This window comes from Sulfitobacter pacificus (assembly GCF_030159975.1).
Taxonomy (GTDB): domain Bacteria; phylum Pseudomonadota; class Alphaproteobacteria; order Rhodobacterales; family Rhodobacteraceae; genus Sulfitobacter; species Sulfitobacter pacificus.
In genome coordinates, this window is record NZ_BSNL01000001.1 from 789,356 (window position 1) to 803,434 (window position 14,079).

Below are 14,079 nucleotides of genomic sequence, written 5' to 3' on the forward strand. Positions count from 1 at the left end.
GTTTCAAGAAATGACACGTGTATTGGTACTGGCAGCTGTTGCTGCATCATCGCTGGCGCTGCCCCTTTGGGCACAGGACGCCGCCAAGGTTGAAAGCTGCGGCCATCAGGCAAGTGTCGTGGCTGCGATCCAGCAGGCGCGGCTGGACCGGGTCAAGGAACGCAAGGTGCAGGCACATGTGCTGGAAAACGCCACTTGGCCAGAGAATTTCAACACCGCCATCCCGCTGCTGACACCATGGGTCTATGAGATGAAGATGCGTGACATCCGGCAACAGAACCTTGCAGATGCCTGGACGGAGCTGTGTTTGCAGCAATAAGCGGCACGCCATATGGACTTCGCCCTTAGCCGTCCGATATAAAGACGCATGAGCCTTCCACCCGGATTTTTAGACGAGTTACGTACAAGATCGAGCCTGTCGCAGGTTGTCGGGCGCAAAGTTGTGTGGGATCCTCGCAAGTCCAATCAGGGCAAGGGCGACATGTGGGCACCATGCCCGTTTCATCAGGAAAAATCCGCCAGTTTCCATGTCGATGACCGCAAGGGATTCTATTACTGCTTTGGCTGTCACGCCAAGGGTGATGCGATTTCCTTTGTCCGCGAGACAGAGAATGTCGGGTTTATGGAAGCCGTGGAGATTCTTGCACGTGAGGCCGGGATGCCGGTGCCGAAACAGGACCCAAGGGCGCAGGAAAAGGCGGATAAACGCACAGAGCTGGCCGATGTGATGGAGCTGGCGGTGCGCTGGTTCCGTTTGCAGCTCAAGACCAATGCCGGGGCCGAGGCGCGGGCCTATCTGGACAAGCGCGGGTTGAATGATGCGGCGCTGGAACGCTGGGAAATCGGGTTTGCGCCGGACACATGGCAGGGGCTGTGGGATGCGCTGAAGGGCAAGGATATTGACGACAAGCTGATCCTTGGTGCCGGGCTGGCCAAACCCTCGACCAAGGGCGGCAAACCCTATGACACGTTTCGCGGGCGGATCATGTTTCCGATCCGGGATGCGCGGGGGCGGGCGATTGCCTTTGGTGGGCGTGCGATGGACCCCAATGACAACGCGAAATATCTGAATTCCCCAGAGACGGAATTGTTCGACAAGGGGCGCAGCCTTTACAATGTGAAAGAGGCGCGCACGGCGGCGGGCAAGGGGCAGCCCTTGCTGGTGGCCGAAGGGTATATGGACGTGATTGCGCTGCAACAGGCAGGGTTTGAGGCGGCGGTCGCCCCCTTGGGTACGGCGATCACGGAAAACCAGCTGGCGATGCTGTGGCGGATTGATCCTGAACCGATCATTACGCTGGATGGCGACACGGCAGGGCAACGCGCGGCGTTGCGGCTGATTGATCTGGCGCTGCCCTTGATCGAGGCGGGCAAATCCCTGCGGTTTGCGATGATGCCGGAAGGGCAGGACCCGGATGATCTGTTGAAATCTGCTGGCAAAGGGGCATTTCAAAAGCTGATCGACGGGGCGGTGCCGATGGTGCAATTGCTGTGGCAGCGCGAGACCGAAGGCAAGGTGTTTGACAGTCCCGAACGCAAGGCGGCGCTGGACAAGGCGCTGCGCGAAAAGATCAAATTGATACAAGATCCGTCGATCCGCAGTCATTATGGACAGGAAATCAAAGACCTGCGCTGGAAGCTGTTCCGCCCGCAAACCGGCGGGCGCACGGCGGTGGCGCGGGGTAAAACCGGGAAATGGGGCAAGGAGCCGCCCTATAAGGCCAGCCATACAGCAAAGTCGTCGATGCTGGTTGCGGCCACCGATGCCGGCATGACCGAATACTTGCGCGAGGCGGTGATTTTGGCAGCATGTGCCACCAACCCCCAGATTGTCGAGAGGTTCGAAAGCGGCTTGGAGGGGATGACCTGCGCGGATGACATGCACCGCCGGTTGCGGGATGTGATGCTGCGCCATGCCCATGACACACCTGAGGTGTTGCGCGAAAAGATTTCCGGCGCATTGGGGGAGGAGGCACTTGAAAACCTGCTGTCCCAGCGCCACGTAGCCATCACACCCTGTATCCGTAATCCCGGCGATGCCGAGATGGCGCGGCTGACGGTGGCGGAGGAACTGGCAAAACTGGAAGCGGCGCGGGGACTGAACGCAGAGATTGCCGAAGCGGCTGAGGATCTGAATGGGGTAGCGGACGAAGGCGTCACATGGCGCCTGTCAGAGGCCGCGCGTGCCGCCAATGAGGCGAGCCGGTCGGGGCAGCAGGAATCGGCGGAATATCTGGTGGGCGACAATGGTGCGCATATCGATAAAGACGAGCGTAGTGCGTGGGATACGCTGATCGAGAAGATCATTTTTAGTAAATCCAAAGGCGGCAGCTGAAGGCTGAAAAGGGCAGACAGTGATCTTTTGGCAGGCACTTTAGGAAAAAGCAGGATATCGGGTTTAAGAATCACGCTGAAACCCGCATGATTCGGCATTAACGAATCACCGGACACTGATTCGCGCGTTTGCGCTGGAGGGACTTACATGGCCGCGAAAGACACCAACGAAGACACCAAGCGCGAAGACGGCGATAACGGTCATTCCCTGGACATGAGCCAGGCAGCAGTAAAAAAGATGATCTCGGAGGCCCGCGAGAAGGGCTATATCACCTATGGTCAGCTGAATACGGTGCTGCCGCCTGATCAGGTTGGATCCGAACAAATCGAAGACGTGATGTCGATGCTGTCTGAAATGGGCATCAACATCATCGAAGATGAGGACGCCGAGGAAGAAGAAGCCAAAGGTGGCACCGAGCTTGCCACCACGGACAGCAACAAGGAAGTCACGCTGTCCTCCGGCACCACGGAAAAGCTGGACCGCACTGATGACCCGGTACGCATGTATCTGCGTGAGATGGGTTCGGTTGAGCTATTGAGTCGTGAAGGCGAAATCGCCATTGCCAAACGCATCGAGGCGGGCCGCAATACGATGATCGCGGGCCTGTGTGAAAGCCCGCTGACCTTTCAGGCGATTACGATCTGGCGCGACGAACTTTTGTCCGAAGATATTCTGCTGCGCGATGTGATCGACCTTGAGGCGACTTTTGGCGATCAGATGGGCGAAGACGGTGAAACAACGCCGGTTGTGCCTGCGGTTGGTGGCGTGACAGACACCAAGAGCGAAGAGCAAAAGCAGGAACTTGACGCGGACGGCAACCCGATCTCCACAGATGATGACGACGATGATGATGACGAACAGGCCAATATGTCGCTGGCCGCGATGGAAGCTGCGCTGAAACCGCAGGTTCTGGAAGCGCTGGACATCATTGCCGATGATTACGTCAAGCTGAGCGAGATGCAGGACAGCCGGATTTCCGCGACATTGAATGAAGACAATTCATTCACCAAGAAGCAGGAAGACAAATATCAGAAGCTGCGGGCGGAAATTGTGTTGCTGGTCAACGACCTGCACCTGCACAACAACCGTATCGAAGCCTTGATTGACCAGCTATACGGGATCAACCGCCGGATCATGCAGATCGACTCTGCCATGGTGAAACTGGCGGATCAGGCGCGCATCAACCGCAAGGAATTTGTTGACGCCTATCGCGGGTATGAGCTGGATCCGAACTGGATGGAGCGGATGGCGGAAAAGCCCGGTCGCGGCTGGCAGATGTTCATTGAGAAATCCACTGATAAGGTTGAAGAACTGCGCGCGGATATGGCGCAGGTCGGTCAATATGTCGGTCTGGATATCCCTGAATTCCGCCGCATCGTGCAGCAGGTTCAGAAGGGCGAGAAAGAGGCCCGTCAGGCCAAGAAAGAAATGGTCGAGGCCAACCTGCGTCTGGTGATTTCGATCGCCAAGAAATACACTAACCGCGGTCTGCAATTCCTTGATCTTATTCAGGAAGGTAACATCGGCCTGATGAAGGCGGTGGATAAGTTTGAATACCGTCGCGGTTATAAGTTCAGCACCTATGCCACATGGTGGATCCGTCAGGCGATCACCCGCTCGATTGCCGATCAGGCGCGCACCATCCGTATTCCGGTGCATATGATCGAGACCATCAACAAGCTGGTGCGCACAGGTCGCCAGATGTTGCACGAGATTGGCCGCGAGCCGACGCCGGAAGAATTGGCCGAAAAGCTGCAAATGCCTTTGGAAAAGGTCCGCAAGGTGATGAAAATCGCCAAGGAGCCGATTTCACTGGAGACCCCGATTGGCGACGAAGAAGACAGCCAGCTTGGCGATTTCATCGAGGACAAGAATGCTGTGCTGCCGCTGGACAGTGCCATTCAGGAGAACCTCAAGGAAACCACAACACGGGTGCTGGCAAGCCTGACACCGCGCGAGGAACGTGTTCTGCGGATGCGTTTCGGCATCGGCATGAATACCGATCACACGCTGGAAGAAGTTGGCCAGCAATTCAGCGTGACGCGCGAACGTATTCGCCAGATCGAGGCCAAGGCGCTGCGCAAGCTCAAGCATCCCAGCCGGTCGCGCAAGCTGCGGTCCTTCCTTGATCAGTGATCAGGATGACGGTTAACAAATCGGGGGTCGCCTTTTGGGGCGGCCCTTTTTCGTTTGGCACGCACGGGCTCGTGACTTTGCCCTTTCGTCAGTATGCCCTAAGTTAGGTGTCGAACCTGAAGGAGCCTTCCTATGCGACGTCTATGCCTTTCTTTGATCTGTGCGGCCCTGCCGGTTTCGGCAGTGGCGCAATCCTATCTGGCGGTGAACCGGTTGAATGTTGTTCCGATCAGCGCCACCTCTTTCGAAGTGATCGAGAGCCGCGGCGAAGGCGCGCGCGGCATGTGGTGCGCGGCGGCTGACTATGTGTTGAATGGTCAGCGGCAAGCGGGCGACCAACGGCTCTATGTGCAATCGGCACGCGGGCCATCGGTAACGGCACCGGGCCGCAAGGGGGCAGTGTTTACCACGGACGTGAACGCATTGCCGGGTGGGGCAAAGCAATCCTATTCAGTCAGTGTCAGAACGGCGGGTCTGGGCCTGCCGCTGCGCCATGCCTATCAGTTCTGCAAGGACTATCAGATCGAATTGGAAGACATCCTGCTGCGCCGGTCGGGATCGTGAGCATGATCCGCAAGCTGCTGGTTCTGTCGGTTGTAATCGGATTTTCCACCCCGCTTGCCGCAGAGGTGTTTCGGGCTGAGAACCATGTAAAAGTCACGGGCACCGCCGGAGGTTTTGAGGTCGCAAATGGAGGTGGATATGGTGCGCGGGGCATGTGGTGCGCCGCTGCGGATTATGCGCGTCGTGTTTTGGGCGCGCCTGGAAATACACGGATGTACATCGCTGAAGGGCGCGTGCCGGGGTTGGGGCAGCGGGCGCCGGTGCGCTTTACCCTTGATCCCGCAGGGCTGAACCCGTCACCGGTTGTCATTGTGGGCGCATCGCCGCGCAAGGCGGGGGCCTCCCTGTCGGTGGATCATGCCCATCAGTTCTGCGCGGATGCCCGGTTGAGCAATCGATGAGGATGGCGGGTGTCGGGCTGTTTCTGGCCCTGATCCCATATGCTCTGAGCGCGAATACCGATGGGGAAGAGGACCGGATTGTCATTGCCCCGCTTGGCAACACCGATTTCGAGGTGATTCAGGGGACGAACTTTGGTGCGGCGGAATATTGGTGTGGTGCCGCAACCTATGTCGAACGCCGCCGGGGATGGCCCGAAACCACGCCCATCTATGTCAAGAAACCGGAGGGGCCCAGCGCGACAGCGCCGGGTCGTAAAAGTGTGATCTTTACCACCGCGCCAACAGATGTGGCGCAGGCCCCCAGCGGTTTGACGCTTTCTGTTCGCAAGGCCGGGGCGATGCGTAAATCTGCGGTTGCACGGCGCTATTGTCGTGATGCATTTACCCGATCAACCAAATAGGGATCCGGATGCAAACCACCTTTCAAATCACAACATCGGGGCAGGGGCTTTACGAGTTTACCCGCGAAGTGGCCCATTGGCTGCGCGGGCAGGGCGACGGGTTGCTGACGCTGATGGTCCGCCACACCTCTGCCTCGCTGTTGATACAGGAAAATGCGGACCCGGAGGTGCAGGCCGATCTTCTGGCTTATTTTCAGCGGCTTGTGCCGCCTACCACCGATCCTTCAATGCAGTATCTGACCCATACCTATGAAGGCCCTGACGATATGCCGGGCCATATCAAAGCGGCGATGCTGCCGATCAACCTGTCCATTCCGGTGGCGGCGGGGCAGATGCGTTTGGGGCAATGGCAGGGGATCTATCTGTTTGAACACCGTGATGCCCGCCATACCCGCAGCGTGGCGGCGCATTTCGCATCGGATTAGACAGTGCGGGGGCAAACAGCGTTGCCCACAAGACTCAAGCTGACCCCCAAGATGTTGCGCAGCAATTCTCCCCTACCCAAAACCTCGCGGCTCCCCTATACCTGTAGGGAAGCGGGAGAGACGTCCCACAAGTGCGGTTGTAACAGGAAAAGAAGGGGGACGGCCCATGCGCTGCCCGTTTTGTGGAAACATTGATACTCAGGTAAAAGACAGCCGTCCGGCAGAGGACCATGTGTCGATCCGGCGCAGGCGTTTCTGTCCGGCCTGTGGTGGACGTTTTACCACATATGAACGGGTGCAGCTGCGCGATCTGGTGGTGATCAAGACCTCGGGCAAGCGCGAGGATTTCGACCGCGACAAGCTGGAACGCTCTATCCGTATCTCCATGCAGAAGCGCCCAATTGATCCGGAGCGGATCGACCAGATGATCAGCGGCATCGTGCGCCGACTGGAAAGCATGGGTGAAACCGATATAGGGTCCAAGCAGATCGGCGAGATCGTAATGGAAGCCTTGGCGCGGATCGACACGGTGGCCTATGTGCGCTTTGCCAGTGTTTACAAAAACTTCCAGGCGGCGGATGATTTCGACAAATTTGTTCAGGAATTGCGTCCAGACCAACCGTCGGAAGAGTGAGCAAACCGGCCCAGAACGACACCCGTTTCATGGGATTGGCGCTGAGTTTGGGGCGTCGGGGGATGGGCCGCGTCTGGCCCAATCCTGCGGTCGGCTGTGTGATCGTCAAAAACGGGCGCATAGTCGGTCGCGGCTGGACCAAGGACGGCGGCAGGCCACATGGCGAAACCGAAGCACTGGCGCAGGCCGGTGAGGCGGCACGCGGTGCCACGGTCTATGTCACGTTGGAACCCTGTTCACATCACGGTAAAACCCCGCCCTGTGCCGAGGCGCTGATTGCGGCAGGTGTGGCAAGGGTGGTTGTTGCCATCACTGACAGAGACGCGCGGGTTGACGGCAAAGGCATCGCGATGCTGCGCGACGCAGGCATCAAGGTGGATCTGGGCGAAGGCGCGCAGCAGGCCGCGCGGGATCACGCCGGGTTCTTTGCCCGCACTGAATTGGGCCGTCCTTTCCTGACATTGAAGCTGGCAAACTCCTTTGACGGGCGCATCGCCACCGGCACCGGCGAAAGCCAGTGGATCACCGGTGCGCAAGCCCGCCGGGAGGTGCACGCCATGCGCAGCCGTCATGATGCGGTGATGGTGGGCGGCGGCACCGCCCGCAAGGATGATCCCAGCCTGACAGTGCGCGATCTGGGCATCGCCCATCAACCGGCACGCGTTGTGGTGTCCCGTCGGCTTGATCTGCCCTTGATGGGACAGCTGGCGCGCAGCGCCAATGAAGTGCCGCTGATCCTGTGCCATGGGACAGATGCGGACAGCATGCTGGTGCAGACATGGCGCGATCTGGGGGCCACCTTGCTGGCGTGTAGGGCCAAAGGGTCGCAGCTGGATCCGGCAGATGTTCTGCAGCAATTGGGCAGCCACGGATTGACACGTGTATTTTGTGAAGGCGGTGGGGCGTTGGCGGCCTCTTTGCTGGAGGCGGATCTGGTCGATGATCTGGTCGGTTTTACTGCTGGCGTGGTGATCGGCGCAGAGGGGCTGCCGGGGATTGGCGCAATGGGTGTAGCAAGGCTAAGTGAGGCCCCGCGTTTTGTGCTGCGCTCTACCCGTGCAGTGGGCGCTGATGTGGTGCAGGTCTGGTCGCGGAGCTAAAGCGTTTCGCTGAAAATCTGATACACAGAGCATCAGGTAACATGTTGAAATTTCTGATTTCAGGCCGCGTTGGGTGAGCCAAGTTTTCCGCGAAGTGCGATAGTGTTTGCAGCTCAGGACCGCCGCCAGAGATGCGCTTGTGTGGCGAACAGACCTTGCAGTTTTGACAGCATGCGATTGGCGGGACCGGGGCGCGGCACGGTGCCAGTGGCCAGCCGTTGCACGATCACCTCAACCGGGCAGGGCAGGCCGGTCAGCGGGTCACGGTAGCGCGGATAGTCGATGAGGGCGGCATGCACCAACCCTTCGATTGAGGGCTCTGCACGGCGGCGCGGGGGCACATCCCCCTTATCCACCGTCAGCCCCCAGCCTGCGTAGAAAGGCGCACCCAATGTGATGACGGGGATGCCGCGCAGCAGCGCCTCAAACCCCAGCAGGGAAGTCATGGTCCAGACCTCATCCACCTGCCCCAGAAGTGCAATGGGATCGCACTGAGGCAGGATCACATCAGCCAAACCCGTGGCATCAATGGCTCCGCTACGCAGCCCCGCTTCGACATCAGGGTGTGGCTTATAGAGGATCACAGCGTCAGGATGGGCCGCGCGGACCGTTTCCAGCAGGGCACGGTTGGTTCGCACCAGATCAGTGCCACTGCGGATTGAGGCGTCATCCTCGACCTGACCGGGTACAAGGATGCGGCGGCCCTTGGCCAGGCCGGAAAGACCCGGTGCACTGGTATTGAGGTTGTATTTGCTCAGGCCGTCCTCGGTCAGCCGTTCGATCAAGCGGCGTGCACGGGTCTGTTGGTCGGCGCGCAGGGTGGCGCGTTTCTCGATCCATTTCTCAAGGCGGCTGGGGCGAGAAGGATCATAATAGATGCCCAGATCGTCACAGACGAGGGATAGGGGCGGGATCAGCGCTGCGCCCAAGCCCTTGGATCGCAGAAAGCCATCCTCGACCGAAATAGCATCGGCGTGGCCGACCTGTGCCTTGCCGGCCCAGACCATCCATGGGGTGCCGGTCTGGCGGGCCTTGGCCGGATCGTCCTCAAAGGTCACGGGTTTGTACTGGCCAAAGAACCCCTGCAAGGGTTTGCGTTTCCACATGCGCATGGCAGAGGCGGTCCAGCCTTGGTGATCCTCACGCCAGCTGCGAGTCTGGGCGGCCAGCGCCTCAATCGCGTCTTCCAGTGTGCCAAGGCGGTCATGGAATGGGTCGTACCATTTTGGGTAGAGGATCATCGCGGCAGCAAAAAGCTGTGGGCGGGTCAGGCTGCGCTGGCGGCGGGGGACGGGAAATTCATCCGACGTCAGCCCCCAGCCAGCATAAATTGGCTGTCCAAAAACACGCGGCCTATGACCGGCAAAGATCGCCTCGAACCCCATTTGTGATGAGACGGTATAGACACCCACCGCTCCCTCAAACAGTTTCCACGGGCTGATCGGGTCACTCATCAGGGTGATGCGGTCATTGGCATCTTCAGCGCTGAAATACCCCTTGCGATAGCCAGCCCGCGTTTCAGGATGGGTTTTGATGATGACCCGCGCGCCGGGATGTTCCTCCTGCGCGAAAACCAGCATCTCCATAAACCGCGCGCGATCTGCGCCACAGGCGGTGACAGAGGCGTCGCCAAAGGTCTGGTCAATCACCAGCACATAGCCGGGATCGGGGGCGGGGGTATCCGCATCGAAACCGGTGTATTTCGTCAGATGTGTTTCGGTCAGCCGCGCAATGGCACCGCGGGCGCGGTTCAGCAGGGCGGTGTCATCCAGCGGATGGCTGGCCAGCAGCTCTTCCAGCTCGGATGGGGTTGAGGGGTCAAAATGCACGCCCTTGCTGTCGATCAGCAGACCCAGGGGCGGTTCACCTGCGCGGCCCGGATGCAGGGAACGCAGCAAGGCATCTTCGACGCGAACAACGGGGGCGTCGTATTTTTCGGCGACTCGCAATCCGCGATGGGCGGTGGGGGATTTGCCCCAGATTGCCACGCTGTCACCGGCACGGGGCAGGCCAAGGTGCAGTGAATAGCCCGAGAGTTGCAGGATGCGCCGCACCCGTCGTTGGGTCAGAAAGCCACCGTTATAGACGAAAAGTCGCCGGTCCTGTGCAGGGCCGGCGACGGGTGTGTCATATATCTCGGGCCCGAGAGCCACGCGGATCAGCCGCCTGACAGGGTTGTCAGACCAGCAGCGGAGGTTGCTGTGCCGGTGATCGCCGAAATGACCTTGTTCCACTGGGTGAAGGGGGCCTCGGTGACATAAAGCGTGTCGCCGTCGCGGATCACAAAGTCACGGGCCATGAACATGCCGTTGGGTTTGGTCAGGTCCAGCACGTAAACCATGCGCTGTGCCCCGACCAGATCATTGCGGCCCAACACCTGTGAGGCCACTTCGACGGGTTCGTTGCGGAAGACAAACACGCCAGTGGGGTCGGCGGTGGCGGCGTTCAACCCGCCGACCTGTGCAATGCCTTCAAGGGCAGAGAGGGTTTGAGATTCAAACGGCACCTGCGCCTGACCGCCGGTGGCGCCAAGGGCGGTGAAGGAACGGCTGTCTTCTTCAACCAGAATACGGTCCCCGGAACGCAGGGCGATGTCCAGCTCGGGGTGGTCATAAAGATCTTCAAACCAGATCTTGCCGCGCTGCTTGCCCCGGATCACGGTAACCTGTGCGATGGCCGGTTCAATGGTCACACCGCCAGCCCGCGCCAGCATCGTACCCAAAGTGCGGGTGGGACGTTCAATCGGATAGACGCCCTGTGCCCCGATGGAGCCGATCAGGGAAACGGTTGATCCATCCCCTGCCGCCCGGCGCACTTCGACCTGCGGATCGGGTGTCTGTTCGCCCAGCTTGTTGGTGATGATGCGGCGGATCGCGTCCGGCGTATTGCCTGCCGCCTTGATCCGGCCAGCGTATGGGATGAAGATGAAACCGGCCCCGTCGACCTGAACCTCTTCCAAAAGTGCGGCGGGGGTTCCCTCGACACCCAGCAGGGGATCGTCGACGTTTTCATAGACGGTAATGCCCAGAACATCGCCGGCGCGGATTGTGTCAGAGCCAAGCCGTGCGGCGTTCTTGAAGGAATCTGAAAAGCCCAATGCAGGAACCACTGCGGTGGCGCGGGTTACCCGGTCGTTGACCGAAACCACAAATGCATCGCCCTCCTTCTGGACCGAACCGGCATAGATCTGGCGCTTGTTCGGACCAACCTGCGGCAAGCCACATGACGAAACAACGGCCAAGGCCGCGACGGTTGCGATGGGACGCGCCCACCGGAAAAATATGGATTTCACTGCCCGGTCTCCTCGACCTGTTCAACTCTGCCTCAAAATTCGCCGATTGTTTCGACGTAATTACGCCCACGCTACCCTAGGGAGATTTGAAAATCCAGTGGGACGAGGTGGTTAGATCAGGTGACAAGGCGCAACTGTTGCCGTGGGGCCGCGGTGCCCGATTGCAGCGCATCATAGGGATCTTCGCCGGAAAGCATCATATCAACCACCTGTCGCAGCAATTGGCGGCGGCCACGGGAGGAATAGAAACCACCGGGAACCTGTGATGTTTCAAGGAGATAGCGGCGAAAGTCCTTATAGGCCTTGTTGTCAGGGCGCGAGGCTTGCGCAAAGAACTCTGCCAATGGTTGATCTGATACAAATTCCGGCTGGGCATAGACCGCGCGGCCAAAAACCTTCAGCGGGATGCCGCGCCAAAGCACCTGTTGACCGGCCGTGGAATTGACGGTCACGGCTGTGCGGGCATCATTGAGCAGCTGCGCCAGCTTGCCGCCGCGCACAAAATGCACGCGGTTTGCGATCCCCAGTTTGGCGGCCAGACGCTTGACATCACGGCGCACAGGCACGCGGCCATCTTCAAGTGGATGGGCCTTGATCACAAGGTGATGGTGTTTGGGTGCGCCTTCGGCAAATCCTTTGATCACCAGCTCAAGGAAATCAGCCATTGTATTGAAAGGCGAGTGTTTTTGGAAAGAGCTGTCATGTTCCAGTTGCAGCAGCGCCAGATGATAGGGAAATCCGCCCAGCCGGATGCGCATTGTGGCCAGCAAGCGATCTGCCGCCAGCAGCGGCATCAGCAACAGGCGTTTGATGTATAGTGTGAATTCCTTGGTCACAGGCAGGCTGCGGTGGGGGCGGAAATTGCGGTACTCCGCGTTACGGAACATCACAAACGAATGATATAGTGCGCCGTAAAAGATATGTTGGCGCATGTCGCCCCAATGGCCGGGGGGCAGGGGGGCCTCCATGTCGGATTGGGCCAGCGCGGCCTGCATCTGCGGGATTGTCATCTCCATCAGGCGTGAATTGCCGTTGGAGCCACCCCGTTCATAGGTCACCCAATAGGGGCGCATATAGCCTTCTTCAAAGACATGTACGGTAATGCCGCGCCGTTTGGCCTCTGCGACCGCGCCGGCGTGGATCGGGCGGGTATCGCCATATAGCACAACATCGGTGACGCTTTTTTCGCTTAGGAGTGTGGCAAAGGTATCATTCCATTCGCCTGCTGCGCCGTGAAAGGGGATGTAGCTGGCCGGATGGAACCAGAAAGCGCGGTCCCCGGCATTGAACCCGACACGCCATACCTCTGCCCCCGCCAGCCGCAGCATTTTGCCGAGCCGGTGAAAGAAGGGACCATGCGGCCCTTGCAGAAAGAGGAAGACCCGCTTGTCGGGTTCTGTCGTGCTCATCAGGGCCTCTTTATTATGCGTTTTCTTAATTTTATATTAAATCTGGGCGAAAATAAGGCAACAGATTTGCTCTGTTGGGCGGCTCTCTTGTCAGGGTAGGCTACGAGGGATACGTCAAGGGAAGATGTATAGGAGAGGGCCGCCATGTTTACCGGAATAATCACCGACGTTGGAAGTATCGCTGCGTTACAGCAGGACGGCGATCTGCGGGCGCGGATCACTACGGGGTATGACACCAGCCGCATTGACATGGGGGCGTCGATTGCCAGCGACGGGGTGTGCCTGACCGTCGTGGATCTGGGACCGGATTGGTACGAGGTGCAGATCAGCGCCGAAACTGTCAGCAAGACCAACCTCGATGGGTGGATCGAGGGACAGCGGATCAATCTGGAGCGCGCGCTGAAAGTAGGGGATGAACTGGGCGGGCATATCGTGTCGGGCCATGTGGATGGTGTGGCCGAGGTTGTCGCCATCGTCGATGAGGGGGACAGCACGCGGGTGACCCTGCGTGCGCCCAAAGAGTTGGCGCGCTTCATTGCGCCCAAGGGCTCGGTTGCCTTGAACGGCACCTCTTTGACGGTGAACGAGGTGGCGGATTGTGATTTCGGCATCAATTTCATCCCCCATACCAAAGAGGTGACCACCTGGGGTGATGTGACGCTTGGTGATCGGATCAATCTGGAGATCGACACCTTGGCCCGTTATGTGGCGCGTCTGGCGGAAATGTCATGATTGCGGGGATCGGTCATAATCAGGGGCCAACCATGGAGCGGGGCGGTAAATACCGCGCGTTCCAGTGGCAAAAGGCCCGGGATGCGGCGATGCCCAAGGCGGTGCCCTTGATGGTGGTCAAGATGCATGTGGCACGGGCGCGCGCACTTGGGCTGGATTACCCGACCTATGCGGCAGTGCGCAAAGCCACGGGGCGTGATGTGATGGGGTTGTTGTTTTCGTCAAACGCCTTGCGGATTGTGCGGGCAGATGCGCCGGCCATGCCGGTGGCACGTGGCGAGGCTGTAAGCGCAGTGCAGGGCGCACGCAAGCTGGCGCTGGTGCATGCGCCGTTGCGGGCCGATGTGGTGGCCACGGCCAATCCGATGCTGGATCATGTGGCGATGGCACCGAGGTTCACTGATAACTGGGCCGATATGCGTGATCATCTGGGTGAGGTGATCACCGGTCAGCGTCTTAGTCGGGATCAGGTGCTGATCATTGGCGACACGGGATTTGAGCGTGACTGGAGCACGGCGGCGCAGGCGGCGGGCTATCTGGAAACCGCACGGTATTTTGCTTAAGGTCCGGCGGGGCAGGCTGGTTTTGGCCACGGGTTGAACACGGCTGTTTGTCGATTTGGCGGGCTGCGGGATCGAGTTTAAGGGCAA

General features: G+C 59.4%; 14 protein-coding genes. 11 read left to right on the forward strand and 3 right to left on the reverse strand.

Annotated elements, in window-relative coordinates; translation table 11 throughout:
• Positions 1 to 10 precede the first annotated feature (10 nt).
• From QQL78_RS03945 to ribD, 9 genes are all read left to right on the forward strand, one after another.
• Positions 11 to 319, forward strand: coding sequence for a hypothetical protein (locus tag QQL78_RS03945; protein WP_284370781.1), 309 nt, complete (start codon positions 11 to 13; stop codon positions 317 to 319).
• Positions 320 to 367: 48 nt separating this feature from the next.
• Positions 368 to 2,335: a DNA primase gene (gene dnaG / locus QQL78_RS03950; protein WP_284370783.1), complete on the forward strand. Its 1,968-nt coding sequence runs from the start codon at positions 368 to 370 to the stop codon at positions 2,333 to 2,335.
• A gap of 147 nt (positions 2,336 to 2,482) precedes the next feature.
• The gene (gene rpoD, locus QQL78_RS03955; RefSeq protein ID WP_284370784.1) at positions 2,483 to 4,471 is read left to right on the forward strand and encodes an RNA polymerase sigma factor RpoD; all 1,989 of its coding nucleotides are present in this window, start codon (positions 2,483 to 2,485) and stop codon (positions 4,469 to 4,471) included.
• A gap of 132 nt (positions 4,472 to 4,603) precedes the next feature.
• Positions 4,604 to 5,035, forward strand: coding sequence for a hypothetical protein (locus QQL78_RS03960; protein WP_284370787.1), 432 nt, complete (start codon positions 4,604 to 4,606; stop codon positions 5,033 to 5,035).
• 2 nt (positions 5,036 to 5,037) lie between these two features.
• A complete protein-coding gene (locus QQL78_RS03965; protein WP_284370789.1) occupies positions 5,038 to 5,436 on the forward strand; it encodes a hypothetical protein in 399 nt (132 codons plus the stop codon).
• Positions 5,433 to 5,837 carry a hypothetical protein gene (locus tag QQL78_RS03970; protein WP_284370791.1) on the forward strand — a complete coding sequence of 135 codons (405 nt, stop codon included), beginning with the start codon at positions 5,433 to 5,435 and terminating at the stop codon, positions 5,835 to 5,837. The genes QQL78_RS03965 and QQL78_RS03970 overlap by 4 nt, the downstream gene beginning before the upstream one ends.
• Positions 5,838 to 5,845: 8 nt before the next feature.
• Positions 5,846 to 6,262, forward strand: a complete 417-nt coding sequence (locus QQL78_RS03975) for a secondary thiamine-phosphate synthase enzyme YjbQ (protein ID WP_284370793.1) — start codon at positions 5,846 to 5,848, stop codon at positions 6,260 to 6,262.
• Between the two features lie 166 nt (positions 6,263 to 6,428).
• Positions 6,429 to 6,896: a transcriptional regulator NrdR gene (gene nrdR / locus QQL78_RS03980; RefSeq protein ID WP_025052368.1), complete on the forward strand. Its 468-nt coding sequence runs from the start codon at positions 6,429 to 6,431 to the stop codon at positions 6,894 to 6,896.
• Positions 6,893 to 7,996, forward strand: a complete 1,104-nt coding sequence (ribD, locus tag QQL78_RS03985) for a bifunctional diaminohydroxyphosphoribosylaminopyrimidine deaminase/5-amino-6-(5-phosphoribosylamino)uracil reductase RibD (protein WP_284370797.1) — start codon at positions 6,893 to 6,895, stop codon at positions 7,994 to 7,996. Before nrdR ends, ribD begins: the two co-directional genes overlap by 4 nt.
• Positions 7,997 to 8,109: 113 nt before the next feature.
• Here the strand turns inward: ribD and QQL78_RS03990 are convergent, their stop codons facing one another.
• The 3 genes from QQL78_RS03990 to QQL78_RS04000 all read right to left on the reverse strand — a co-directional run bounded on the left by QQL78_RS03990 (position 8,110) and on the right by QQL78_RS04000 (position 12,697).
• Positions 8,110 to 10,149, reverse strand: coding sequence for a capsule polysaccharide biogenesis protein (locus tag QQL78_RS03990; RefSeq protein WP_284370799.1), 2,040 nt, complete (start codon positions 10,147 to 10,149; stop codon positions 8,110 to 8,112).
• A 5-nt stretch (positions 10,150 to 10,154) separates the two neighbouring features.
• Positions 10,155 to 11,288: a polysaccharide biosynthesis/export family protein gene (locus QQL78_RS03995; RefSeq protein ID WP_284370801.1), complete on the reverse strand. Its 1,134-nt coding sequence runs from the start codon at positions 11,286 to 11,288 to the stop codon at positions 10,155 to 10,157.
• A 116-nt stretch (positions 11,289 to 11,404) separates the two neighbouring features.
• Positions 11,405 to 12,697: a capsule polysaccharide biogenesis protein gene (locus QQL78_RS04000; protein ID WP_284370802.1), complete on the reverse strand. Its 1,293-nt coding sequence runs from the start codon at positions 12,695 to 12,697 to the stop codon at positions 11,405 to 11,407.
• A gap of 144 nt (positions 12,698 to 12,841) precedes the next feature.
• Here QQL78_RS04000 and QQL78_RS04005 point away from each other — a divergent pair, with 144 nt between their 5' ends.
• A complete protein-coding gene (locus tag QQL78_RS04005; RefSeq protein WP_284370803.1) occupies positions 12,842 to 13,429 on the forward strand; it encodes a riboflavin synthase in 588 nt (195 codons plus the stop codon).
• Positions 13,426 to 13,992: a hypothetical protein gene (locus tag QQL78_RS04010; protein ID WP_284370804.1), complete on the forward strand. Its 567-nt coding sequence runs from the start codon at positions 13,426 to 13,428 to the stop codon at positions 13,990 to 13,992. The genes QQL78_RS04005 and QQL78_RS04010 overlap by 4 nt, the downstream gene beginning before the upstream one ends.
• Positions 13,993 to 14,079 lie beyond the last annotated feature (87 nt).